We start from the raw sequence: 26,089 nt of genomic DNA on the forward strand, positions 1-26,089 counted from the left end.
AGACGCCCGGAGGGCGGCTTCCCGGAGGGTAACCCAACAATATTAAGCGTCTGTTGGGTTTCGCTTACGCTCTACCCAACCTACCATTTTTTCTCTGCGCCCTCTGCGCCCTCTGCGGTTCGTTCTATAAATTCTATCTATGACTGAAACTCGACACAACCCAAGCATTTACACTGTTGGCGGTACTGTGCAAGCCAACCAAAATGGTGTCTACATTCCCCGCAAAGCAGATGAGGAATTGCTGGGGCTGTGTCGGGAAAATAAGTTTGTGTATATCCTCACTTCACGCCAGATGGGTAAATCTAGCCTAATGGTGCGGACTGCTGAACAACTGGCAGAAGAAGAAATTCAGACGGTTGTGATTGATTTGACTCAGGTGGGCGTGCAGGTGACTGCTGAACAATGGTATCTGGGGTTACTCACAGTTATTGAAGGAACTCTAATGCTGGATACAGATGTGGTGCAGTGGTGGCAAGAACGCTCACATCTGGGTTTTACGCAACGGCTGACTTCATTTTTTCAAGAGGTGTTGCTGCAAGAAGTTGCCGAACCGATAGTGATTTTTGTTGATGAAATTGACACGACACTCAGCTTAGATTTTACTGATGATTTTTTTGCTGCTATTCGCTTTCTCTACGTTGCTCGCGCTTCAGATGCAGAATTTCAGCGTCTTTCTTTTGTCCTGATTGGTGTCGCGACTCCGGGCGATTTGATACGTGACTCCAAGCGTACACCGTTTAATATCGGTCAGCGCGTTGACTTGACTGATTTCACTTTTGAGCAGGCAAAACCACTGGCACAAGGACTAGGGCTGTCAACTCAGGAAGCGCAACAGGTGTTGAAATGGATGCTGGAGTGGACAGGGGGACATCCGTATTTATCGCAGCGTCTTTGTTGCATTATTAGCCAGCAGGACAAGAAAACTTTGTCAAAAGCTGATGTTGACGGCTTAGTGAGCAGTACTTTCTTGGGTGCAATGAGCGAGCAAGACAATAACTTGCAGTTTGTCCGCGATATGCTGACAAAACGCGCACCAGACAAAGAAGGTGTTTTGAGTGTCTATCGAGAAATTCGTCGGGGTAAGCGTGATGTTTTGGATGAGGAGCAATCGATAGTTAAATCTCACTTGAAGCTATCGGGTGTGGTGCGGCGTGAGCAAAATGTTTTGAAAGTGCGGAATCGAATTTATCAGCAAGTGTTTGATTTAAAGTGGGTGAACAAACATTTGCCAGGAAAGTTGTGGGAAAGCCTTAAGCCAGCGTTACCCTGGCTTGCGGTAGTATGGGCAATTTCAATGGGGGCACTGGCGCAATATGCCTTTATTGCAAAAGAAGATGCAGAGAGACGACGAATTAATGCTGAAATCATCTTAAATACCCTCACCGCACAAAACTTGGCTGGTTCTAATTCACTAGATGCTTTAGTAGAAGGTTTAAAGGCAGGAAAACAGCTCAAAAGATATGACAATGATGTAGAGTCAAATACTCAAACAAAAGTACTAGCTGCTCTTAATCAAGTTATTTCTAAAATATCTAAACCCAACCAACTGGAAAAATATAGCGGTAAGGTCACAAGCGTAGTATTTAGCCCCGATGGCAAGACGATTGCCACTGGTAGTAGTGACAAAACGGTGAAGCTGTGGAATCTCGCAGGGCAGGAACTCAAAACTCTTAGAGGGCATAGCGGTAAGGTCACAAGCGTAGTATTCAGCCCCGATGGCAACACCATTGCCACTGCAAGTGATGACAACACAGTACGCTTGTGGAATCTCACAGGGCAAGAACTCAAAACCCTCACCGGGTTTAGTAGTCCGGTCACAAGCGTAGTATTCAGCCCCGATGGCAAAACCATTGCCACTCGTAGTTCTGACAACACGGTACGCTTGTGGAATCTCACAGGGCAGGAACTCAAAACCCTCACCGGGTTTAGTAGTCCGGTCACAAGCGTTGCCTTCAGCCCCGATGGCAAAACCATTGCCACTCGTAGTTCTGACAACACGGTACGCTTGTGGAATCTCACAGGGCAGGAACTCAAAACCCTCACCGGGTTTAGTAGTCCGGTCACAAGCGTTGCCTTCAGCTCGGATGGCAACACCATTGCCACTGCAAGTGATGACAAGACGGTAAGCTTATGGAATCGTAATGGACAACTACTCAATACCCTGACTGAGCATAGGGGTTCTGTCACAAGCGTTGCCTTCAGCCCCGATGGCAACACCATTGCCACTGCAAGTGATGACAAGACGGTACGCTTATGGAATCGTGATGGACAACTACTCAAAACTCTAAGTGGGCATAGCAGTTCTGTCTGGAGCGTAGCATTCAGTCCAGATGGCAAGACCATTGCCACTCGTAGTTCTGACAACACAGTACGCTTGTGGAATCTGCAAGGGCAGGAACTGACAACCCTCAAAGGTCATAGCGGTTCTGTCTTGAGCATCGCTTTCAGCCCCGATGGAAAAACTATTGCCACTAGCAGTTCTAAAACGGTGAAGCTGTGGAATCTCTCAGGGCAGGAACTGACAACCCTCAAAGGTCATAGCGGTTATGTCTTGAGCGTTGCTTTCAGCCCCGATGGAAAAACCATTGCCACTAGCAGTTCTGACAACACGGTACGCTTGTGGAATCTCTCAGGGCAGGAACTGATAACCCTCAAAGGTCATAGCAGTTCTGTCTGGAGCGTCGCTTTCAGCCCCGATGGAAAAACCATTGCCACTGGTAGTGATGACAACACGGTACGGTTGTGGAATCTGGATTTGGATGACTTACTGGCACGCGGTTGCGCTTGGGCGCATGATTATTTGAAGTATAACCCTAGTGTTAAGGATGGCGATCGCAAGCTGTGTGATGATGTTGGCGATCGTCGGTGAGTTGGGTTGTGGGATTGGTGGGCGTGTTGCATTCATACGTGTTACCTCACCCTGCCCTGTCGGGCATCCCTCTCCTTAAGGAGAGGGAAAGATTTTTACGCAGTAAAAAGCGAGGGTGAGGTTGGATTGCGGCGATCGCGCAAAGTACGCGCTTTTAGGTGGCGATAGCTTCGCTGCTGCCTTCGGCAGATCGCTCTTTCATTCAAAGCCAAGATTCTAAAGATAACGTTCTAACTTGCTGAATGCAGTCAAAGTCACTATCAGCTGAGACTACGGTGAGATTGTATTGTACAGCAATGGCAGCAATCCAAAGGTCATTTTCATCAAATCCCAAATCAGTGATTTTAGTTTTTCTGCGCTTACTTTTCTCTGTTGGACCAAAATGGTTGAATAAAGCTGCCTTAAGTTGACCGTAAATAGTAGCAGTATCTTTATCTACATGATAGATGCGAATATCTTCAATAAATTCTGCCAACCGTGCCAGATTAGTTTGCTTTTGTCGAGAATTTTCCATCATGTAGGTAAGTTCTCCTTGGACAATCACACAAGTTGAAACATTGAACTCTCCTACCTCTGCAACTCGACGAATGACCTTTGGTTCTCCAAGGAGAATGCTGCTACAGTGATTCGTATCCAACAAATACATTACTCAAACTCGTTATCATCAAATTTTGCTTTACCGCGAGAGGCATAAACGAGTTCTAGACACTCTTGGTAGTCATCACCAGCCCATGTTCCTGCATGTCTGAGTATAGAACGCCCAGAAGCAGGAGTGTAAGAAAGTTGAGATGCTTCAGATGAAGTTTTCTGTGAATCATAAGAATGAATAGACGTTGGCGATTCGTTCTGGTGAGGTGGAGATATCGCTTCTGATGATTTCTCTTGCTGAGTTTTCAAAAAGCGCAAAAAGTCTAGTGTTTCTGCTAACAGAGATTCTGAAGTCGATTCAATTTCTTCAATAAGTTGTCGTTTAATAGTCATTATGCTTAGTCACAAAATTTCGTTATTCAACTGATATATTAACGATTTTATTGCTACGCATGCGAAGACGGCGCACGCTACAAAGAACAGAATGGTGTTGCTGAATCAGGGTATGAATTGTCATTCTGTAGACGCTTTGCGGCTTCCCGCAGGGTGCGTAACGCAGCGTAGCGGTTCCTCTTAGGAACTAGTGAAGCGAAGAATCTCGCAGATGCTTCATTTCGCTCCGCTGCATTCAGCATGACAAAGCTGAATTCATACTTCAAATCAGCAATGCCAACAGAATAACAGAATTTTGTTGTGCACAAAGTGGGCGATCGCCTTGAGGTTTCACGCCAGTCGCCTGGGGAGGACATACCCGACATGAATGCAACGCGCATATCAATCAGTAGGGGATTTGTCGATGTATAAAGGCGTCTGCCTATTGCGAGCAACTACATATACAACTTTGGTGAGATGGTGGCAAATTAACCAGTCATCAACTCATACTTTTCTAGTAACTTTGGTAAAATACATAACTTTATTCCAAAGAGAAAAGCGGGTAATCTATTAATACTTTAGAGGGATGCAGATTTTATATCTGCTTTACCACGGGAAGCTGAAGTATGAAAAACTGGATAACAAGATTATTAATATATATAGCCTTATTCTACAACCTGTTGCTAGGAGCGAATGACGCGGCAGCTAACCAACTTTCAGATGTTTATGTACAGCAATTAAATACAATTCCAGGAATGGAAAAGTTAGCAATTGCTGACAATCTCTTTAAAGAGAACAGAAGAGACGATTTCCGAAGATTTCGCGAGATAATTAAAGGTGCAGATAAGTTAGAGGGACTTTTTACGCTTTATCGCGCTAAAGATTCTGGCGAAATCTATTGGGAAATTAAGCCAGAACAACTCAACAAAAATTACTTGGGTATCGTGACGTTGGAGTCAGGCGTTGGGGAAAGCGGACTTTATAGTGGACTCCCGTTGCAAGATTTTCTGTTCTACTTCCAGCGAGTTAACAATAATTTGCACTTTGTCATTCGTAATGTGAAGTTCCGTACAGAAGCGGGACAACCAGAAGAGCGATCGCTTGCTCGTTCATTCAGCGACTCTGTTCTCTATGCAGTGAATATAGTTTGTATCGACCCATACAGTAAAAATCTTATTATTGATATAAATGACCTGCTGATGCAGGACTTTCCGGGATTAACTCCTCTATTAAAATATTTTTTGCAAACTGAATATCAGTTAGAAGAAAATAAGTCATATTTGGGTGATGTCAACAGCTTTCCTTTCAACCTAGAGATTGATTCTATTTATGGTTTCTCATCACCAGAAGGAGCAAATTTAATTACTTTACCTGACAGCAGGGCACTCACGCTCAAAGTACATTATAGTTTTTCTCAACTCCGAGAAAACAACGGTTATATTCCCAGACTTGCTGACGACAGAGTTGGATATTTTATTACTGCCTTCCAAGAGTTTTCTGGCAATCATAGCAAAGAACCATTTGTACGTTACATCAATCGTTGGCATCTGGAATTATCTGATCCAAATGCTGCTTTGTCTCCACCTAAAAAACCGATTGTGTTTTGGATTGAAAATGCCGTACCCTTGGAATACCGCGACGCAGTTCGTGAAGGCGTTTTGATGTGGAACAAAGCATTTGAAAAAGTAGGATGTCTAAACGCCATTGAAGTCCGCCAAATGCCAGATGATGCTGATTGGCATCCCGCAGATGTGCGTTACAACACAATTCGCTGGTTCAATTCTCTAGATGCAGGTTTTGCCAGAGGACCAATGCGCGTTAACCCATTCACTGGGGAAATATTGGATGCAGACATCATTGTCGATGCCAATATGGTGCGTTCACTTCAGCAAGATTATCACACATTAATAGAAGCAAATTCAGACGACCTCTACTCCACGAGTATCTATGCAAAGTCTGGAGTTGACCCCGAGCGGCTTGCCCTGAGCGTAGTCGAAGGGAGCCGAGGGGTCAAAATAAACCAGCCTTACGCGACTGGAATTCATAAATCAAGAGTTGAAAACAGAGAATCTTGGTCTAATGATTCTGACTTCTACTACAGTATGGAGTCATCTTTTCAAGCCGCAATGGGAGCATTAACGCTCTCACTCGTGCAAGATGCTACACCAAGTAGTGACCAAATGAAAAAGTACGTACATCAATATTTACGTTCTCTGATCGCTCATGAAGTTGGACACACTCTTGGTTTACGCCACAATTTTCACGGCAGCACAATGTTAGCGCCACGGGAATTAAACGACACACAAATCACTCACACCAAAGGTTTGGTAGGTTCAGTGATGGATTATCTACCTGTGAACATAGCACCACAAGGAGTACAGCAAGGCGATTATTTTCCAGCGGTTATTGGTCCCTACGATGAATGGGCTATTGAGTACGGTTACAAAAGATACTCAAATTTCATGCTTGAAGCAATGACTCCTGTTACTGAAAAGCCCTTTTTAGAGCAAATTGCTTTAGCCTCGCCTCAACCAGAATTATCCTACGCAACTGATGAAGATATCTCGGATATCAATCCTCTGGCAAATATTTGGGACATGAGTAGTGATGTGTTAGTTTATTCTCAATGGCAAATGGATAATGCCCGGATGATGTGGCAGCGTTTGGATAAGGGTTCTCCATTAAGAGCAGAAGGTTATGGTGATCTACGTCTGTTATTTAACAGAATACTGAACTACTATTTCCGTAACGCCACCTTGCTGACTCAATACATTGGTGGGCAGTCTTTTAGGCGTCACCATGCTTTAGATCAGACTCATGCTCATTTTGTACCAGTTCCTCTAGAAAAACAACGTCAAGTATTGACAAATTTGCATGAGTATGTGTTTGAAGAAAATGCGTTCAGTTTCTCTCCACATTTGCTAAATCAATTAGCACCATCACGTTTTTCACACTGGGGTAACCCCATACCTGTTTACCGTCTCGATTATCCAATTCATGAGCGGATTTTGTACATCCAAAGCGTGATATTGCAAAGCTTATTAAGTGGCGATCGCCTAAATCGTTTACGGGATCTAGAACTAAAAACTTTGCCTGGGGAATCCCTGACAATACCAGAACTGTTTGACACATTGCAAAAAGACATTTGGACAGAAGTTTTCACTTCTGAATCACATATGTCAATTTCTAGCATCCGCCGTTCCCTGCAACGTGAACATCTGAATATCTTACTAAGCATGGTGTTGCGTAAGACTTATGTGCCTGAAGATGGTCGTACAATAGCTTGGTATGAATTGCGTCAACTGCATAAAGCAATCGATGCTGGTGTTAAACAACACAGTGGCAACTTGGATATTTACACGCTGGCTCACTTGGAAGAAAGTGGCGATCGCATTACCAAAGCTTTAAACGCACAATTGCTTTCATACTAACTTTGATATCAGAATACAGAATTCAGCAATATTAAGAGTTAACGAACGTTAGCTCTTTCTTCTCCTGGCTGTTGAGTAAAGAACCTAAAACTTGCTGCATAAGTTGATTTGACTGACAACTATTCAAGATTTAGGTGAGCAAACAATTAAGTAGCCATCATGAATTAACTATTTTATACAAAAACTGTATTCCAGAACACATAACATGATGAAAAAAATTTTAATATTATCAGCCAATCCTAAAAATACAGATAAACTGCGCCTAGACCAAGAAGTGCGGGAAATTAAGGCGGCGATCAAACGTGCTAACAATCGAGAGCAGTTTGAAATCGTTACCTCCCTTGCGATACGAGTTGAAGATCTGCGCCGTGCACTGTTGGAATACCAACCGGCGATCGTTCACTTTTCTGGGCATGGTTCAGGTAGTACTGGCTTAGCTTTAGAGAATAATTCTGGGCAAGTGCAACTCGTGAGTACAGAACCTTTGGCAAGGTTATTTGGATTGTTTCAAGACAAGATTGAGTGTGTTTTACTCAATGCCTGTTATTCACAAACTCAAGCAGAAGCTATTCACCAACATATAGATTATGTCGTCGGCATGAATCAGGCAATTGGGGATGTGGCTGCTATTGAGTTTGCCATTGGATTTTATGATGCACTGGGTGCTGGCAGATCTTATGAGGATTGTTTTGAAGTGGGTTGTGCTTCTGTTGATCTACAGGGAATTCCAGAGTCAGATACACCAGTACTCAAAGCAAGACGGCGATTGCTCCGTTGGGGAGAACAAACGAGTGGTGAACAAACACAACCCAAAACCAACTCCAGAGATGTCGTACTGGCAAAATCAGCAGAAAACAACTCACAGCCAAAATACTATGGTGGAATTTCTCAAAGTCTGAGTGGTGGACAAATGTACGGTGGGATGCAAGCGGTACAAGGCGACTACAACCAACAAACTATGAGGATTAAAAATACTGCCTCTGCTAATGAAAAACAGCTTACCCAACAACAAGCCGTTCACTTGCTAGTGCAAATTGAGCAGATGGTAAAGGAATTCCCAGAATTGCCAACTATCACAAAAGAAAAATCACTCAGGTATTTGGCAGCATCTATTGAAGAAGTTCAATCAAATGATCCAGATAAACAGTTCGCAGCTGGAAATCTCAAACGCATGGCTGAAACATTAAAAACTATAAGTGAAACCTCGGCATCTACTAAAGGCTTATGGGAGAATGTAAAAGCAATACTCATGCAACTATCGACTTGGTTAGGTATCGCTCAGAATTTCTTCCCAGAGTAGGACTAACCTATGAACCAGCCTTTGGATCCCAGAAGCAATCTACCATCCGCGCAACAGCCAGGAATTTCACAGCAAGTTGATGGTTCCACATTAGGTGGTGGAATGCTGGCTGCAATCGGCGATGATAATGTCCAAATTGAGGGTGACAGCAACATTGTTACTTTTAACAAGACAGAGATTTTACAAATCGCTGTTGAAGAGATTAAAACCCGTCAATTCATAGAAACCTCACCCTACAAAGGCTTAAAGAAATTTGAGCCAGAAGATAAAGATTTATTTTTTGGTCGTGACCAATTTCTCACAGGTTTGGTCAATGAACTAGAACAAACTAACTTAATTTTACTTTTAGGAGCTAGTGGTAGTGGCAAGTCATCAGTCGTGCGAGCGGGTTTAATTCCCTGGCTGTCACAGAAATTGGGTTCGCGATTTGTACACCTGACGTTTACTCCAGATGGTGATCCTTTTGAATCTTTTTATGCTAGTTTACTCAGTAAATATAAGCAAGCACAAGTTCAAGGTGCTCGTGAGGCGAAACTAGGCACGCTCACTCAGGTAGTCACTCGGCTCAAGCAGCCTGATGATTATTGGTTCATCTTGATTGACCAATTTGAGGAGTTGTTCACTACCACTCAACCAGAAAAGCGTAACCAATTTATCGCCAGCTTGGTGCAATTGAGTAAAACTAAGCAGCGTTCTGTCAAAATTGTAGCGACAATGCGGGCTGATTTTCTCGATCAATTAAGTCCTTATCCCCAGCTTGTAAAAGCTACAGATAAACATCGTCCATTTATTGCTGAGATGCAACAAGATGAGTTGCGGTTAGCAATCGAACAGCCTGCGGCTCAGCATGGAGTGGTATTTGAAAAGGGATTGGTAGAAGAAATCATCAAAAATGTACAAGGACAGGCAGGATATTTGCCGTTGTTGCAATACACACTAAATTTAGTGTGGGAAACAGAGGTTAAAAATCACGATATTGGCGATCGCACTCTCAATCTTAGTACCTATCGGCAGTTGGGTGGCGTGTGGGGCGCACTCCACCAACGAGTTGAGAAAATTTACAACAACTTGACAAAAGAAGAGCAAACGTGCACAAAACGCATTTTTCTGAGGTTAGTTGAGATTGGTGGGGATGAAGAATCGGGAACCGAGTGGAAACCCGTTCGTAGACGGGCGACGCGATTTGAGTTTAGCGAAGAACTCGAAAAAAAAGTGTTGACTCAGTTGATTGATCAAAACTTGTTAGTCAGTAATCGTCAACCTCAGTCTGAAGTCTCCACTGTGGAAATTGCTCATGAAGCTTTGCTAACTTCTTGGACACGGTTGAATGAATGGATTGGAGAAAACCGTCAAGCGATCGCCCTGCGCAACCGTTTGAATGAAGATGTCGCACGCTGGCAAATAAAGAAAGCAGATGATGAATTGTGGAGCGGTTCGAGACTAGAGCAAGCTTTGGAACTTAGACTGAATGAGGTATTTAATCAGGTATTGGGTGGGTTTTGTGATATTGCCAATCAGTTTATTGATGCTAGTGTACGAAGGCGCGATCGCATTCGACAACGAGAGATCAGGCAAGCTAGGAGGATTGCAACTGGTGCAGTGAGTGCTGCGCTATTAATTAGTGCTGTAGGCATTTTTGCATTCGCTCAATGGACAGAGTCCCAAAAACGCAACATTTTAACCTTAGTCCAATCAGCAAAGGCGAATCTACTCGCTAATCAGCCGCTTGAAGCGATGATAGACGCTGTGAATGCAGAGCAACAAAGTAGGCATCTGTTGTTTGGACGCAAGGATGTAAATGATCAGACTGTTGGTATGCTGATTTGGGTTGCGAGTGAGATCCGAGAACGCAACCGATGGCAAAGTATGCAGAAGACAAGTATTCGGAAAGTGGTGTTTAGCTCGGATGGTCAGCGGTTGGCAATTGTCGGACTTAACGGCGATGTAAAATTGTGTGACTTGACAGGCAAACTTACTGTCAAATTTACCACGCACCAAAAAGAAGTTTATAGCATGGCGTTTAGTCCAGATGGTCAGCGTATTGCCACTGCTGGCAACGATGGTACGACTCTGTGGGATTTGGCAGGCCATCCCCTTGTCACGATTGCCACGCAGCAGAAAAGTGTTTATGGTGTGGTGTTTAGTCCGGATGGTCAGCGTATTACCACTGCTGGCAACGACGGTACGATTAAACTGTGGGACTTAGCGGGCAAACCCATTAGTTCGATTGCTACACAGCAGAAGAGCCTCAATGAAGTAGCATTCAGTCCAGATGGTCAACGTATTGCCACTGCTGGCAACGACGGTACGACTAAACTGTGGGACTTAACGGGCAAACCCATTACTTCAATTGCTACACACCAGGGGAGTGTTTTTGATGTCAAGTTTAGTCCGGATGGTCAACGTATTGCCACTGCTGGCAACGACGGTACGATTAAACTGTGGGACTTAGCGGGCAAACTCATTACTTCAATTGCTACACAACACGAGCAAGTTTGGAGCTTGGCGTTCAGTCCGAATGGTCAGCGGTTAGTTACTGCTGGACCTGACGCCACTATAAAACTGTGGGATTTAACGGGCAAACCCATTACTTCGATTGCTACACAGCAGGGCAGTGTCTTGAGTGTGGCATTCAGTCCAAAGAGTCAATGGCTAGCTACTGGTGGATCTGATGGTACTACTAAGCTATGGGATTTGGGCAAACCTGTGACTTCGATTGCCACACAGCAAGGACCTGTCTATAGCGTGGTCTTCAGTCCGGATGGTCAACGGTTGGCAACCGGTGGAGATGACAGCACCGCAAAACTGTGGGACTTAGCAGGCAATCGCACTGCTAAGATGACCACACAGCAAGCAAGTGTCTGGAGCGTGGTCTTTAGCCCAGATGGTCAAAAGCTTGCTACCACTGGATATCAGGACACCGTAAAACTGTGGGACTTGACAGGCAAGCTCATTGCCAAGATAACTACACAGCAAGGGGAGCTCTATAGCCTAGCGTTCAGTCCAGATGGCAAACAATTGGTCACTGCCGGAAAAGACAGCACCATAAAATCGTGGGACTTGACAGGCAAGTTCATTACCAGCATTGCTACACAACAAAGAAGTGTCTATGGCGTAGTCTTCAGCCCAGATGGCAAACAATTGGTCACTGCCGGAAAAGACAGCACCATAAAATTGTGGGACTTGACAGGCAAGCTCATTACCACCATTCCTACACAACAAGAAAGTGTTTTGAGCGTAGCGTTCAGCCCAGATGGCAAACAATTGGTCACTGCCGGAGATGACAGCACCATAAAATTGTGGGATTTGACAGGCAAGCTCATTACCACCATTCCTACGCAACAAGGAAAAGTCCGGAGCGTAGCGTTGAGTCCACGTGGTCAACAACTGGCTACTGGCGGAGATGACGGCACCGCAAAGTTGTGGGATTTAACGGGCAAACTTATCGCTACCATCTCTATGCAGCAAGGAAGTGTCTATAGCGTGGCGTTTAGTCCGGATGGACAATGGCTTGCTGGTAGCAGAGCGGATGGCACAATAAAATTGTGGCAAATTGGTGATACCAAAGAACTGCTTACAAAAAGCTGCGATTGGCTATGGGACTACCTGCATAACCCCAGTGAAAATCGCAGAGAGAAAAACAGGAATCTCTGCGATGATGTTAGAGAAAGTCGAATCAAATAGACATCTCCAGAAACTATAGTGCCTGTCACTTTGTTGCAATACAGTTGAAATCCGCTCTATATTTTTTACACATCTTTGAAAACTAATCTCAAAGCCTTAAGCTGTCTGAACTAATGTTTATTTTGGAGGAATATTTTCTAATTTGTTGACACTTCCTTGCCTTTAGGCTGCAAACCACGACCTCCTAGTCCTGGAGGTACACCAGCTACATTAGAAGATGGACTTTGGGATTTATCGGAAGGGGAAGGTTGATCATTCACTTGGATAGTCATAATTTCACCTAGATAATATAGAATATTTTTGGATGTGGAACAACTTTGATAGAAGTTTTCCTTCTCAATATTTAAATAGGCTTCACTCAAATCAACTTATGCACTTTTGAAAGCGTTGCTAAATCAAAGTATGAATTAAGCGATAAGCCGGAGGCTTGACGCTACGCGTACGCGCGGAGCGCAGTACCGTTACGGGCAATTGTAGGAATCGAACCATACTTTATTCACTAACAACCTGAATTTCATCAAGTCGATTTATCACCACATCCGCACCTTTGACATTCTCTGCCTTCCCCACCCAAGTGATACCAATGCAACCAGCAGCTTTGGCATTACGTGCCATTTGCATATCACCGACAGAATCTCCTACCATCAGCGTGGCACTTGGTTCGACTCCTAAAGCTTGGCAAGCGTTCAAAAATAAAACTGGATCTGGTTTACTTGGTCCCTTATCGACTCCCATAGATAATTGAAGGTAATCACCTAATTGATGATGCTTGACAAAAGCACGCACTTCTTGGGTTGTCGCCGCCGAAAGAATTCCTAATTTCAATCCAGTTTCCGACAAAGACTTTAGCACTTCCAAACTACCTACAAACAAAGGTGAAGGCGTATTGCCAAGGTATTTTTCAGCATCGTCCAAAGCTTGACGGGCGATCGTTAACGACTCAAACCAACTCCGTCCAGTTTCTGCAATATATGCTGCAGCAGCGATTTCTGTTTCGCGACGACTCCCCACCGAGATTAAACCTGCTGGATCGAGCTGATCACCATTAACGCCAAACGCCATTAACAACGGTTCCCCAGTTCCAGGAATTTGGGCATCAATTATCCGTGCAGCTTTTTGTGCGAAGGCACGTAAATCAGCTTCTGAGTCTTCTAACGTACCGTTTTTGTCAAACAGAATCGCTTGGATATTGGAAAACGTTACATTTCTACACTGAATAGTTGCCAAAACAGACCTCTGATAAAGGGGCATAGCATATAATATCGCGACGAGGGGTAATACTATAGAATCAGTTTCTGAGCAATACTGATAATGCTTGCTGTTTTGCCACAAATGCTATGGATGAGGAACTGTTATCCTGCTTAGTTGACGAAGCTTGTCAACACCTACCCGGAAGCCCAGAACGTCAAAAACTGCTGACGCGAGTTATTCGCTTAACCTCAAGCAAACTCTGGAGGGAAACGACTCCTTACTATCAGGATGCATTGCAACAAACTTGGTTATATTTTTGTCGCAACATTTGTGAAGGAACAACAGGTCAGAGGTACGATTCTTCTTTAGGTAGTGTTATAACTTGGCTGAATGTTTATCTCAAACGCAGACTGCAAGATTTTTACCGTGATCATCAACGACAACAAGCCAGAATCGTTTCTCCTAGTATCAATCAGTCTCGTTCGGGTGAAGCAAGTGAAATTGTTAATCCTGTAGATAACCTTGCTGCTGAACCTGATATTCCTCCTATTTTAGAAAACGTTAGATCCTGGGCAAAGAAAGACGCTGATGGAGAACTGCGCCAGACATACATTCAAGGACATCCGCAAGTGAATTGTCAAATGTTAATTTTGAAACGTATGCCACCAGAAGTGAGTTGGAAGGAACTATCAGCGGAGTTTAAGTTGCCTGTTTCCACTTTGAGTAGTTTTTATCAACGGCAGTGTCTTCCCCGTTTACGAAAATTTGCTGAGAAAGAAGGGTATTTTTAGAAAAAATTACACAACAAACTTGCTAATATAGCTATCCAGTTCTTCGCAAAGCCGCTGTAGCAGGAGTGACTGGGATGAGTACACAAAAAAATGATCTCCAGGAAACATCTGTAGTGAAAAAGCACCATTAGTCTGTTGTTGCCAACCTGCTAAATTTTCACGAGTGACTTTCCAATCTTGTAAGCCCCCAAAGGCAGTAATGGGAAAATCTAGTGGCGCAGAGGGAGTGTAGAGGTAATTGTCCAGAACAGCAAAATCTGCGCGCAGGATTGGAACAAGCAGTTCCATGAGTTCGGAGTTATCTAGTACTTCTTTGGGCGTGCCGTTATAGCGGCGTAGTTCATTTAAGAATGCTGGTTCTGGCAAATCGTGAATAGGTGGTTCTGGATCGGGAATTTGTGGAGCGCGGTGACCAGATACATATAAATGTAATGGAGTCAAGCGATAATTTTGATAAAGTCGTCGGGCAAGTTCAAAGCTAACCGCTGCGCCCATGCTATGACCGAAGAAGATGAAAGGTTTATTGAGGCTTGGCAACAGGGCTTTTTCTAGCGCCTGAATTAAGGGTTCAAACTGAGTGAACAAAGCCTCCTTCATCCGTGTTCCACGTCCAGGTAGTTCAATCAGACAAACTTCCACAGAGGATGGTAAATAATTTAACCAGGGGCGAAAGCTTAAAGCCCCACCTCCAGCATGATGGAAACAAAATAGCCGTAGTTTAGCTTGAGGATTTGGCTTGGGACAGGTAAACATCAGTTAGCAATTAAGAATGATAAGCAAGCTGCTAAGTGTTATTACAGAGATTGGATTAAACAAAGAAACTCAACTTTGCTTGGTCAGTTCTCATATATTCAACCCAACCTACAAATACAGTTACCAGTGAGCCAGCACGGCGCAGGAGGGTCTCCCGACCTAGGCGACTGCGTTAGCGCAGCGGAACCGGAGGTTCTCCCCGATAGCCGTAAGGCGTGGCGTTAGCCATAGGGTTATCAGTTATCAGTTGTTCCCTGTTCCCTGTTCCCTGTTCACTGATTTCATGACGAATGAGTAATCATTCCATCATCTGTGCTGTTTTCTCCTTATCTAACTTGAGGATTAATACTCCCAAGGGTGGCAAACATAAATCCAGCGAGTATGAACGATTGTGAAGTGACCAATTATCCGTCCACTTACCGCCTAAGTTACCCATATTGCTACCGCCATACTGACGAGCATCACTGTTGAATAGTTCAGTGTAAAATCCTAGTTCTGGAACACCGATACGATAGTGGGAATGGGGTTGAGGTGTGAAGTTGCAAACCACAACAACGAAATTATCGGAATCCTTGTCGTGACGGATAAAAGAAACTACGCTGTGGCGGTTATCGCTACAGTCAATCCACTCAAACCCTTCGCGGCCAAAATCTTGGGTGTACAAAGCTGGTTCGGAGCGGTAAAGATGGTTTAGCTCTTTGAAAAACTGTTTTAGCTGTTGGTGTGGCTCATGCTGGAATAGCTGCCATTCCAAGTCACCCCAGACATTCCACTCACTCCACTGTCCAAATTCCATGCTCATAAACATGGTTTTCTTACCTGGGTGAGTAAACATATAAGCAAACAAACAACGCACGTTAGCGAACTTCTGCCATCTATCTCCAGGCATTTTGCCGATAATATTGCTCTTACCATGCACCACTTCATCGTGGGACAGTGCCAGCATGTAGTTCTCGCTGTGGTGATACCACATACTAAAGGTGAGATTGTTTTGGTGGAATTGGCGGAACCAGGGGTCCATGCTGAAGTAGTCCAGCATATCGTGCATCCAACCCATATTCCACTTCAAGTTAAAACCCAAGCCTCCGGTGTAGGTAGGCCAAGATACCATTGGCCATGAGGTGGATTCTTCGGCAATTGAGACAATACCAGGGAAATAGCTGAAAATAGTGTGATTGACCTGACGCAGAAAATCTGCAGCTTCCAGGTTTTCTCTACCGCCGTACTGGTTGGTAACCCATTCTCCATTTTCGCGGCAATAGTCAAGATAAAGCATTGAGGCGACAGCATCAACGCGAATACCATCAATATGGAATTTGTCAAACCAGAAGAGGGCATTTGCTGCCAAAAAATTTCGGACTTCGTTGCGGGAGTAGTTGAACACGAGAGTACCCCATTCCTTGTGTTCGCCTTTGCGGGGGTCAGCGTGTTCGTAAAGGTGAGTACCATCAAAGAATGCTAAACCATGACCATCTTTGGGGAAGTGAGCGGGAACCCAATCTACAATCACCCCAATACCATTTTTGTGGCATTGGTCAACGAAGTACATAAAGTCTTCTGGTCTACCAAAACGGGAGGTGGGAGCATAATACCCAGTGACTTGATAACCCCAAGAACCATCAAAGGGATGCTCAGCAACAGGCAGCACTTCAATGTGGGTATATCCTAAATCTTTAACGTAAGGAATAAGCCGTTCTGCTAGTTCCCGGTATGTTAGGAAGCGTGCGCCTGGCTTGAGTTCTGAAACTGTGACGACTGGCTGGGTTTCACCATTGGGCAGTAGTGGTGGTTCTGCACTAGATCCATGTAACCAAGAACCTAAATGCAGTTCGTAAACTGAAAGGGGTTCGGTGAGGGGATCGCTGTTACGCCGTTTTTCCAGCCACTGTTGATCACTCCAGGTGTAGGCATCCAAATCAGTGACAATGGATGCGGTTTTGGGGCGGGGTTCTTGTTGAAAACCGTAGGGATCAGATTTTTCGTAAATGTGTCCTTCAAAGTTTTTAATTTCGTATTTGTAACTCTCTCCTACACCAAGTTCGGGAATGAACAATTCCCAAATCCCAGTGTGACCTTTACGCATCTGGTGTTTGCGACCGTCCCAAAGATTGAAATCTCCTAAAATTGACACATTACGGGCGTTCGGTGCCCAAACAGCAAAATAAACGCCTTTAACACCGTTGATTTCTGTGGGGTGTGCTCCCAGTTTTTCGTAAATCCGGTGATGGTTACCTTCGCTAAACAAGTGCAAATCAAATTCAGTCAGGCGGGGAGAAGGGAAAGCGTAAGGGTCATACATGACTCGTTCGTGTTCCCCTTCTTTTATCCGTAACTGGTAGTTCGCCAGTTCATTTGTTTCTATCGTGCATTCAAAAAAGTGGGGATGATGCACCGCTTCCATTGGGTATTCCTTCCGTTCTTCAGGAAGGATAACCCACGCCTCACTCGCACTTGGTAGGTAGGCTCGCACAGCCCAAAAGCTTTTACCATTCTGTTCTATAGGATGGGCACCTAGTACTTCAAACGGATCTTGATGTTGATTCCAAACGATGCTGTTAACTTGTTCTGGGGCTATCGTGGTCATAGACATGGAGCTACCTACGTTCGTTGAATAAAGTGATTAAGTAAATTTGCTTTGTAAAACGTCTATATATATTCTTTACATTCTTTACATTTCTTTGCAAATTTTGTTGTGATAGTGATCGTACCTTGGAAGGAGTACCTTTGGAAGAATGTGCTTCATCGGTTGAGTGAGTAGTGAACGTGGGATGATGTGCACTCATTGTTTTATCCCCATACCCTTCATATCGTGTCCGGTTAAAGACTTATCATTAAGACTCTTCGGGAGCAGGGGGAAAAGAGCACCGGAGAAAGGGTTTTCGGTTTCTGCATAGATTTAGGAATAATAACTAATCAACTGGACTTGATATCAAATATCTAAAAATGGGAAAAGCTGAAGCAATGTCTTACGCAGTCGTATCAGAAAAACTTGATCTTGAATTCGCGGATCAAGTTTTGGTGGGGGAGCTTTTTGCAACTGGGCTTGCAATTGAGCGTATTCTCCAGCAGTTAGGGGCTTACCATCAACAGGCGATCGCGCTGTTGTAATAACCTGGGTTCGCAATATTTCTTCTGGTAAATCTTGTTCTGGCGGTAATGCCATGACCAATGCTCCCTGTGAAGTGCTTAACCCTACCAATATGCTAGTACAGACAATTAAAAGCAGAAACTTTATCACTTTTCTCATTTTCCCTCTATTCCCGGTCATAAGCTAATACCGTTTTGAAAAAAGAATGCGACACATGATGGCTCATATATAGGTTCTATCTGTCGCAATCTTTTTAAGTATCAAAAACAACATAATAAATACGTACAGTCAACTGGCAGGATGCTTGATCGAAGAAAGTTTCTTCTTTTTGTGAGCCTAGAGCGTGGCAGAGGCATATTTTGAATGCATGAATTTTGAACAGATCCTAGTCTTCTACTTCCTATATTTTTATCTTTCCAGCAGCTTACCTGCCAAGAAACCCGGTTTCTTTATGAAACCGGGTTTCTTGGGGAAGTTGTTGTCAAAGTCTAGCAAGTAATGGTGCTACTGGCTGGGCACTTTTCCAGATTAGGTAGGTTAATACAAATTGTGAGTAGCGCACCTTTGGGAATTCTCTATGAGGCACTCCCGACCTAGGTATCTGGTGAGACTAGCACGGCGCAGGAGGGGAGCCAGTGCCGACGCCACATGCCGTGAGAGCGGGAGACCGTCCTACAGCAGTGGCTCGTCTTGGGGTCTCCCCAAGTAGAACACAGCGCGTTTTCCCGACCTTGGCGACTGGCGTTAGCCGTAAGGCGTGCGCAAAGCGTATACCCGAAGGGCGTCCGGCTTAGCCGACATTCACGCACGTGCCGTCCCGTTGAAGCGACTGCAAACCCGTAAGGGTCAGCGAGCGTGATTAACTTAATGCACTCTTAAAACATAGCCGTCTAGATCTATGAGTTTGAGAGTATCAACTCAACCAATGTAGTGCTCCTCACTACAACAAAGTGTTTTAGCTGTTTTGAGACTGCTATTAAGGAGTCTTGCTTGGCGTAGCAGGAGTAGTAGCAGAGGTGGGAGGAGTAGCTGTAGTGCCACCAGCTGCGGGAGGGGTAGTTGTCATACCACCACCAGAAGGGCTAGCACCGTCTGATGGCTCAGCAGGCGTAGTAGCAGTACCTCCAGCACCTCCAGCACCTCCAGGACTGGCTTCGGGTGCTCCACCGCCACCCTCACAAGCTCCGAGAGCTGCGGCCAGACCAAGAATTAATGCAAGACTAACGATTTTTACTTTCATAACTCCTCTTTCACCAATTGCGGCAAGAACTATTTTAGTCTGTTGATTAAGATACCCTATCTGTTGCTTTTTTTTAAGTGACTTGATATCACAGATTTAAGCAAAATTCCTGAGTTTATTGTAGGGTAACTTAATTGTTTAGGGTAGCATTACCAAATTAAGTCACGGAGCGCGATATCATACCAAAAATTCCGATTTTATTCGCATACTCTTGCTTATAGTGACAATGCGTTGTCATACTTTTAAATACGATACCTGAGCACTCAAGATATTCAGGGTTGATTCCAAAACTATCAAGAAATCTAAATTTCTTTAGGAAGCCATGTTTCTTAAGGATACAAAGATTAGTGCGCCTACCTATCACAATATATTGACCGAGTTAATGGTGTTATTTGTGGTTATTGTCTGATGGGCAATAATAACAAGAGTAAAAACAGACAATGAGCATACAGTAAAGTCTCATAATCCAAAAATTCCAAACAATTATGGCTGTAGCACGTAAATCAGATGTTTATCCGACGGGCGGTAGGCTCCCGACAGAAGTGAAAAGTCGCAGAAAACGTCGCTCTGCTCAACAAAAAAAAGCGTCCACCAAACCTGAAAAAGTCCCAGAGGCAAAGCAGTTAAAAACTTCAAATGTTGATCTGCCTGCTGTGTATACACCAGTATCCACCAGAAAACAAGGGGTTTCGTCAAAAAAATCGTCACTCTCTCCACAAGAACTTGCAAGGGAAGGTTCTAGCGCCAAGAAACAGACAACAACATCAGTGTCAGACCCCGGCAAACAAAAAGCGTCAACTGTGCCCGTGATGCCATCTGCTGAGTCCGTACCTTCCTGGCTGCTGCGCTTGTATACTTTACATCGTTATTCTTCAATTATGGCGTTTGCACTGGTAAGTGTAACACTTGTGGTTTATGGTTGGACTGTGTATTCTCAACAACTCTGGAGTCAAGCATACCGTAAAATGCAAAACTTGCAACGCCATGAGCGCCAATTGATGACCACTAACGAGGTACTAAAAAACAAAATGGCACAAGAAGCAGAACGTCCACCTGCCAAACTCGTATCGCCTTCTCCCGATAAAATGATTTTTTTGAATCCAGCACCTGTTGAGCCTAACTCAGTACCCACCACAGCACCAAATTCCGAAATACAACAGCATACCCCTAATCCACTGGGATATTAGTTATTTGTCATTTGTCATTTGTGAGACCAGTGCTGCGGGAGGGGAGCTACTGCTCGACTAGGCTTTCACAGGCTTAGACGCGCACCAGAAGGTGAGGGGGTCGCAGTCTTGGCGGTGAGCGTCGATTGCGAAGAGCGAAGTTCCTCTGAAAGAGGCACCCCCGCTCTATGGCGTTCCGCCATGCCTTACGGCTATCGCAGCGTGCCCGCAGGGCATAGGTCATCCCCGGAGGGCTTCCCGCAATCTGTCGCATGTGGCGTTTTCCCGACAGCCAGGCATCTGGCGTATCTCCTCCACCAGACGCTGCGCTAACGCCGTAAGGCGTGCGCTTTGCGCACACCCGAAGGGTCATTGGCACTTAGACAAAAGACAAAGGACAAAGGACAAAGGACTATTTTCATGCCAAAATCATCAAGCAGAACAAAATTAAAAAACTTTAACTTTCCGAAACCATCATTCAAGAAGCGACAACAGAAGGGTTCGAGACGAGAGGCGAATGGCAAACTTGCTGACTCCACGCAAGAGCAACCACCCAACATAAAATTTAGACTTCTCATTGTTTGGAGCTTTCTGATTGCGGCTGGATTCGGTTTAGGTGTTAATTTATACAATTTACAAATTATACGGGGAGCAAAGCTAACAGAAAAGGCGCGAAACCAACAAATGGTGAATTTGCGACCTTTTATACCCCGTCGCCCAGTGGTGGATCGCAATAAAGATTTGCTGGCAATTGACCGTCCGGTATATACTTTGTATGCTCATCCCAAACTCTTTGAAAAGTCTAACAACCAGATGGCAGAACTGCTCTCGCCAATACTGGATCAAGATGCTGATGAGTTAGAAAAAAAGTTTGACAGTAAAAAAAGCGGTATTACACTTGCTAATGCCTTGTCAGAAGAAATTGCAGATCGTATTTCTTCACTACATCTCAATGGTCTAGAGTCAATTCAAAAATACTCCCGATTATACCCACAGCAGGATTTAGCTGCAGAAGTAGTAGGTTATGTTAATCTTGACCGTCGTGGTCAGGCTGGTGTGGAGTACAGCCAAGAGAAGTTGCTAGAACGTTCTATGAATATGGTACGGCTCAGCAGAACAGGTAACGGGTCGCTGATGCCAGATTATGCTCCAGACGGTTTATTCAATTCTGATGATCTGCGACTACAACTGACTATAGACAGCCGTCTACAAAGAGTTGCCCGCTTTGCTCTTAAGGCACAAATACAAAAGTACCGAGCAAAACGAGGGGCAGTGATTGTTATGGATGCGTGGGATGGTTCGCTACTCGCTTTGGTTTCTCAGCCCACTTATAATCCAAACGAATACTCTAAAGCCGATATCTCTTTATTTAAAAACTGGACAGTAGCAGATCTCTATGAACCAGGTTCAACTTTCAAACCTTTGAATGTAGCTATTGGTTTGGAAGCTGGCATTATTAAACCTGAAGATATGTTTAATGACCCTGGTTACATTCAAGTAGGTGACAGAACAATCAAGAATGCTGAAAACAAACGTTACGGGCGGATAAACATCGCTCAGGTTTTGCAGCACTCCAGTAATATAGGCATGGTGAAAATTATCCAAAGAATGCAACCCTCTGTCTACTACGGTTGGTTGGAACGTTTGGGTTTAAGGCAAAGCGTTGATACAGATTTACCCTTCACTGTTAGCAGTCAGCTTAAAAGCCAGCAAGAATTTCTTGCTACACCAGTTGAACCAGCAACGACCTCTTTTGGTCAAGGCTTTTCGTTGACACCGTTGCAGTTGGTGCAAATGCTTGGTGCTTTAGCGAATGGGGGTAAATTGGTCACACCCCACGTAGTCCAGGGATTGGTAGATACCAAAGGGCAGATCCACTACTCACCCAATCGAGCTGCACCCCGTCAAATCTTCTCATTGACGACTGCCCGAAAAGTTGTAGAGATGATGGAAACTGTGGTTGATGACGGAACAGGGAAAGAATCACAAATTCGTGGATATCGCATCGCAGGCAAAACTGGCACAGCCGAAAAAGCTAGTCGCGCTGGTGGCTACATCATCGGAGCTAAAATCACTAGCTTTGTGGGTATTTTACCTGTGGAATCTCCCCGCTATGTTGTGTTGGCATTGATTGATGATCCCAGGGGTCAAAATGCCTATGGTGGTACTGTAGCAGCACCCGTTGCTAAGTCAGTGATGGAAGCACTGATTACTATTGAACAAATTCCACCAAGTAAACTAATGACTCAAATACCTGCCAATCAAGCACCTACCAGTCCGCGTTGAACAAAAGCGGAGCCAGCCTTTGTGCCAAGAGTTGTCCCTTGCGGAGGTGTCCTCCGCCCTTCTGGACTGGCGTGACAAGCAGCATATCAACTCAAAATTCAAAATTTTGAATCTCCCCATCTCCTGATCTTTGTATGCCTGTATACTGAATTTTTTATCAATAACTTAATTTTTCTTTATCACTCGTGGGAGATGTACTTAAATTGACTTAATGGAAATCTAGATAGTAGACGCTGAAATAATTTCATGCCAGCCTTTACTAGTAAAATGTTCCATGCAAAGCAATTTAATGATATCTCCTCTCGCCGAGGTTGAAGCAAAGAGTACGCAGATACCAGAAAAAGTAAGTATAAATTACGATATTGTTGAGCAGCAATTTATAGAACTGCTGGCAACAGAAAATTTAGACAAAAAACTAGATGCAGATCCCTCACAGAAGAACGAGTTTGAAGACACACTCGGTGTAGCAATTTCTGCTGCTTATCAAAATGGCGCTGGTGATGATGCAGCCCATCGTTTTCTCCAACGCATACTATATCGCATTAATCGATTAAATCTGTTTTGGTACGATGATCTACGCCACTACATAAACGAGCGTTCTCCTTACTTACATAAGGTGCGTGACCAAATTGAGACAGCTTGGCAAGAGTGGGAACTTGGACAAATCGATGTGGCTGCATTGCAACAACTAGATGTTAAGCAAGCTCTCGTTGAGCGTGGTGCTTACGATTTAGAACCGCCTTTATCAGAAGATAGTCGCTACATCCGGGAGGAAATGAGCGAGGCTGGCTACCGTCACTTACTGGCTATTGGCTCGTTTGACGGTTTAGTGGAAGGTAGTCGTCTTTCCCGCATTTTGGGTGGCGCTGCTAATCAAGTACAGTGTACTTTGGTGCGAGTCCTGTTGGAAGAGTACGGCAACGGTCGTTTTTCTCGCAAGCACTCTACATTTTTTGCCCAAATGCTGACTGAATTTGGGATGAATACTGAACCAGAAGGATATTTCGATTTAGTTCCTTGGGAAGTTCTGGCCTGCGCTAATCAGAACTTTCTACTGACTGAGTGCAAGCGTCATTTCCTACGGTATAGTGGTGGGTTAACCTATTTTGAGATAGCAGGACCTGCGGCTTATAGAAACTATCTTGCTGCAGCACAAAGACTTGGACTGTCTGACGCAGCGATGGGTTATTGGGAATTGCACATTCGGGAAGATGAACGCCACGGACGCTGGATGTTGGATGATGTGGCTTTACCTTTAGCCCAAATGTATCCCAATGAGGCGTGGGAACTAGTGTTGGGGTACGACCAAGAAAAGCTGATGGGCGATCGCGCGAGCTTTGCTGTTGTCCAATCAATACGTGAAGCAGAACAAGCTGCCTCATCTATCTAAAACATCTTAAAAGTTAGAAACTCATTAGTCTTTACCTAAGAGCAAACTATTTCTTTAGTCATCAATTGCTTGGCTTAAGAACAGTTTGTGCTTGCCTTTTTGCAAAATTTCCTAGGGTGAGCACTGCCCTTCATAACAAATGTAATCTACAGATAGTGAAAGTCAAATGAAAAACATTTTTTCTTGCCCTGAAGAATCTAATTTCTATTCCCATTGCTTGGAAAACTTGGTTTTGAGAAATTGTAAAAAATCGGAATGTGTTGTTGAATTTGGCTCAGGAGATGGCAGTCCAGTTATTAATTCACTCTTGAAAAACCGGTTTGATGGTGTCATACATGGATTTGAATTAAATTCTTCTGCTTGGAAAGCCGCTAATTCAACGATAGATGAATATAATCTTGGTCATAAATACATCATCTATAATTCCAGTTTGTTTGATTTTTCTCAACCCGAAGCAGAGTATCTAGTAGCTAATCCACCTTATCTCCCTGCACCAGATAATGATATTTATATGCCTTTGTTATTTGGTGGAGAAGATGGAGCAACAGTTACCAACGAACTCTTATCATTAGGTTATGATAATGTATTACTTTTAGTCTCTAGCTTTTCCAACCCAGAAAGTACGATTCATCATGCAAGAGCCAACGGTTACCATGTAAAGAATTTTGTGGTTTTACCTTTGCAATTTGGCTACTATAGCTCTGAGCCAAAAGTGAAAAAACACATAGAGGAATTACGAGAAAACAAAATGGCATTTTATTCTGGCGATTATTACTTTTTAGCTGGTGTTTTATTTCAAAAATCTCAAGAATCTAGGGTGGATTTATCTAAGGAATTAGCTCAAGTCATGACTAGTCTGTAAAATAGGCTGTGAAAAATTCATCAATAAATTTCACAGCTAACTATGAAATAAAAACTTCTTGAAGTGTTTCTGTCTTGCTTCAAGAAGTTTTTTCACAAAAACTAAAGATTAGGATTTAACGTACCGAGGAGGAGCCAATAAATGTCCAAGTTGCCATATATGTTCCAGCGTACTTATTGGAATAGTCAGCGCTACTATCTGGAACAAACCAGTCAGGCGTCGTTTTCTGCTGTCGAATCTTTTTATCCAAGCCGAGCAGCAGAGAAATATTCTCGTAAACAATTTTTGCCTTGGCAGTTTCCAGCATTTCTTCTACGGAATTTTGTAGCCATTCTGCTCGGGTATACAGATTATGAGATGGATGATCGCCGTAGGCAAAAGGTACAGTGATGACCAAATATCCTTTGTCACTTATTATTTTGCCCAGACAAAATTGAATGAATTCCTGATCGTCTTTTTTTTCTAGGGTTTCCTTGTCAGTAGTATGAAAAAGGAGTCCGCATAAAACAACTGCATCAAATTTTTTGTTCTTTGCAACAAGTTCAGGCAGTACAACCGATAGATCTTTAGCAACGAAGTTCCTGTTGGGGTAGAGCTTTAAACAGTATTCAATAGCCAATTCACTGTGATCGACTCCGAAGTAGTCACAGCGCTCAGGTAAATACTTACACAAAGCACCATTACCACATCCCAGATCCAATAATGAAAATGACTGTTGCTCAAAAGCGTCACCCAGAAAAGAAACTGCCGGTTTATATCGAGGGGCATTTTCCGGCGACTCAAAGTAGGAATAATAGTCATCTTGAAAACGTTCTTCTTCAGACGTATTGCGCTCAGGTAAATGTTCTCCCATAAGTACTATCACTGATAACCATAATTTTTTTAAAACATTCATCCAGGAATTTCATTAGCATTTATAGTCATTTCATTTATACTTAGTAAAGTTGCTCAATCAAGTTACCTGCTAGATGATAATAATCATTGCATAAATAAATTTGAAAGAACTTTGCATAAATTTTGTAACATGTCAAATATATCTGTAGGACTCCTATTTAATTTTTGTTGCCGCAGCCTGCGC

The 26,089-nt window shown here is 43.8% G+C and carries 19 protein-coding genes; 9 read left to right on the top strand and 10 right to left on the bottom strand.

The window, feature by feature from the left end; genetic code table 11:
• Window positions 1-139: 139 nt before the first annotated feature.
• The gene (locus AC5JM2_RS02265; RefSeq protein WP_495833290.1) at window positions 140-2,869 is read left to right on the top strand and encodes an AAA-like domain-containing protein; all 2,730 of its coding nucleotides are present in this window, start codon (window positions 140-142) and stop codon (window positions 2,867-2,869) included.
• A 202-nt stretch (window positions 2,870-3,071) separates the two neighbouring features.
• Here the strand turns inward: AC5JM2_RS02265 and AC5JM2_RS02270 are convergent, their stop codons facing one another.
• From AC5JM2_RS02270 to AC5JM2_RS02280, 3 genes are all read right to left on the bottom strand, one after another.
• Window positions 3,072-3,515, bottom strand: a complete 444-nt coding sequence (locus AC5JM2_RS02270; RefSeq protein ID WP_495833291.1) for a PIN domain-containing protein — start codon at window positions 3,513-3,515, stop codon at window positions 3,072-3,074.
• Window positions 3,515-3,850 carry a DUF2281 domain-containing protein gene (locus AC5JM2_RS02275; protein ID WP_495833292.1) on the bottom strand — a complete coding sequence of 112 codons (336 nt, stop codon included), beginning with the start codon at window positions 3,848-3,850 and terminating at the stop codon, window positions 3,515-3,517. The genes AC5JM2_RS02270 and AC5JM2_RS02275 overlap by 1 nt, the downstream gene beginning before the upstream one ends.
• A 77-nt stretch (window positions 3,851-3,927) precedes the next feature.
• Window positions 3,928-4,230, bottom strand: a complete 303-nt coding sequence (locus tag AC5JM2_RS02280; RefSeq protein ID WP_495833293.1) for a hypothetical protein — start codon at window positions 4,228-4,230, stop codon at window positions 3,928-3,930.
• Window positions 4,231-4,455: 225 nt separating this feature from the next.
• Here AC5JM2_RS02280 and AC5JM2_RS02285 point away from each other — a divergent pair, with 225 nt between their 5' ends.
• The 3 genes from AC5JM2_RS02285 (at window position 4,456) to AC5JM2_RS02295 (ending at window position 12,244) form a co-directional block, all read left to right on the top strand.
• Window positions 4,456-7,260, top strand: coding sequence for a zinc-dependent metalloprotease (locus AC5JM2_RS02285; protein WP_495833294.1), 2,805 nt, complete (start codon window positions 4,456-4,458; stop codon window positions 7,258-7,260).
• Window positions 7,261-7,468: 208 nt separating this feature from the next.
• Window positions 7,469-8,560 carry a CHAT domain-containing protein gene (locus AC5JM2_RS02290; protein WP_495833335.1) on the top strand — a complete coding sequence of 364 codons (1,092 nt, stop codon included), beginning with the start codon at window positions 7,469-7,471 and terminating at the stop codon, window positions 8,558-8,560.
• A gap of 9 nt (window positions 8,561-8,569) precedes the next feature.
• Complete coding sequence (locus AC5JM2_RS02295) at window positions 8,570-12,244, top strand: NACHT and WD repeat domain-containing protein (protein WP_495833295.1); 3,675 nt, start codon at window positions 8,570-8,572, stop codon at window positions 12,242-12,244.
• A gap of 137 nt (window positions 12,245-12,381) precedes the next feature.
• Here AC5JM2_RS02295 and AC5JM2_RS02300 read toward each other — a convergent pair whose 3' ends face one another.
• Both AC5JM2_RS02300 and AC5JM2_RS02305 read right to left on the bottom strand, forming a co-directional pair.
• Window positions 12,382-12,516, bottom strand: a complete 135-nt coding sequence (locus tag AC5JM2_RS02300) for a hypothetical protein (protein WP_495833296.1) — start codon at window positions 12,514-12,516, stop codon at window positions 12,382-12,384.
• A 220-nt stretch (window positions 12,517-12,736) separates the two neighbouring features.
• Window positions 12,737-13,471, bottom strand: coding sequence for an HAD family hydrolase (locus AC5JM2_RS02305; protein WP_495833297.1), 735 nt, complete (start codon window positions 13,469-13,471; stop codon window positions 12,737-12,739).
• A gap of 110 nt (window positions 13,472-13,581) precedes the next feature.
• Between AC5JM2_RS02305 and AC5JM2_RS02310 the strand changes: the two genes are divergently transcribed.
• A complete protein-coding gene (locus AC5JM2_RS02310; RefSeq protein ID WP_495833298.1) occupies window positions 13,582-14,226 on the top strand; it encodes a sigma-70 family RNA polymerase sigma factor in 645 nt (214 codons plus the stop codon).
• A 6-nt stretch (window positions 14,227-14,232) separates the two neighbouring features.
• On the opposite strand, the gene AC5JM2_RS02315 is transcribed toward AC5JM2_RS02310, so the two are convergent.
• From AC5JM2_RS02315 to AC5JM2_RS02330, 4 genes are all read right to left on the bottom strand, one after another.
• Window positions 14,233-14,979 (bottom strand): thioesterase II family protein, encoded by a 747-nt coding sequence (locus AC5JM2_RS02315; RefSeq protein WP_495833299.1) that lies wholly within the window; start codon window positions 14,977-14,979, stop codon window positions 14,233-14,235.
• A 298-nt stretch (window positions 14,980-15,277) separates the two neighbouring features.
• Complete coding sequence (glgB, locus tag AC5JM2_RS02320; protein ID WP_495833300.1) at window positions 15,278-17,563, bottom strand: 1,4-alpha-glucan branching enzyme; 2,286 nt, start codon at window positions 17,561-17,563, stop codon at window positions 15,278-15,280.
• 345 nt (window positions 17,564-17,908) lie between these two features.
• Window positions 17,909-18,226 carry a hypothetical protein gene (locus tag AC5JM2_RS02325; protein WP_495833301.1) on the bottom strand — a complete coding sequence of 106 codons (318 nt, stop codon included), beginning with the start codon at window positions 18,224-18,226 and terminating at the stop codon, window positions 17,909-17,911.
• An 817-nt stretch (window positions 18,227-19,043) separates the two neighbouring features.
• Entirely contained in the window at window positions 19,044-19,307 is a 264-nt protein-coding gene (locus AC5JM2_RS02330; protein WP_495833302.1) for a hypothetical protein, read from the bottom strand.
• A 485-nt stretch (window positions 19,308-19,792) separates the two neighbouring features.
• On the opposite strand from AC5JM2_RS02330, the gene AC5JM2_RS02335 reads away from it, so the two are divergent.
• The 4 genes from AC5JM2_RS02335 (at window position 19,793) to AC5JM2_RS02350 (ending at window position 25,011) form a co-directional block, all read left to right on the top strand.
• Window positions 19,793-20,494 carry a hypothetical protein gene (locus AC5JM2_RS02335; RefSeq protein ID WP_495833303.1) on the top strand — a complete coding sequence of 234 codons (702 nt, stop codon included), beginning with the start codon at window positions 19,793-19,795 and terminating at the stop codon, window positions 20,492-20,494.
• Window positions 20,495-20,893: 399 nt separating this feature from the next.
• Window positions 20,894-22,759: a peptidoglycan D,D-transpeptidase FtsI family protein gene (locus AC5JM2_RS02340; RefSeq protein WP_495833304.1), complete on the top strand. Its 1,866-nt coding sequence runs from the start codon at window positions 20,894-20,896 to the stop codon at window positions 22,757-22,759.
• Window positions 22,760-23,033: 274 nt separating this feature from the next.
• A complete protein-coding gene (locus tag AC5JM2_RS02345) occupies window positions 23,034-24,149 on the top strand; it encodes an iron-containing redox enzyme family protein (protein ID WP_495833305.1) in 1,116 nt (371 codons plus the stop codon).
• A gap of 166 nt (window positions 24,150-24,315) precedes the next feature.
• Window positions 24,316-25,011: a class I SAM-dependent methyltransferase gene (locus AC5JM2_RS02350; protein WP_495833306.1), complete on the top strand. Its 696-nt coding sequence runs from the start codon at window positions 24,316-24,318 to the stop codon at window positions 25,009-25,011.
• 115 nt (window positions 25,012-25,126) lie between these two features.
• On the opposite strand, the gene AC5JM2_RS02355 is transcribed toward AC5JM2_RS02350, so the two are convergent.
• Window positions 25,127-25,906, bottom strand: a complete 780-nt coding sequence (locus AC5JM2_RS02355; protein ID WP_495833307.1) for a class I SAM-dependent methyltransferase — start codon at window positions 25,904-25,906, stop codon at window positions 25,127-25,129.
• Window positions 25,907-26,089 lie beyond the last annotated feature (183 nt).

It is taken from the genome of Brasilonema angustatum, assembly GCF_059505445.1.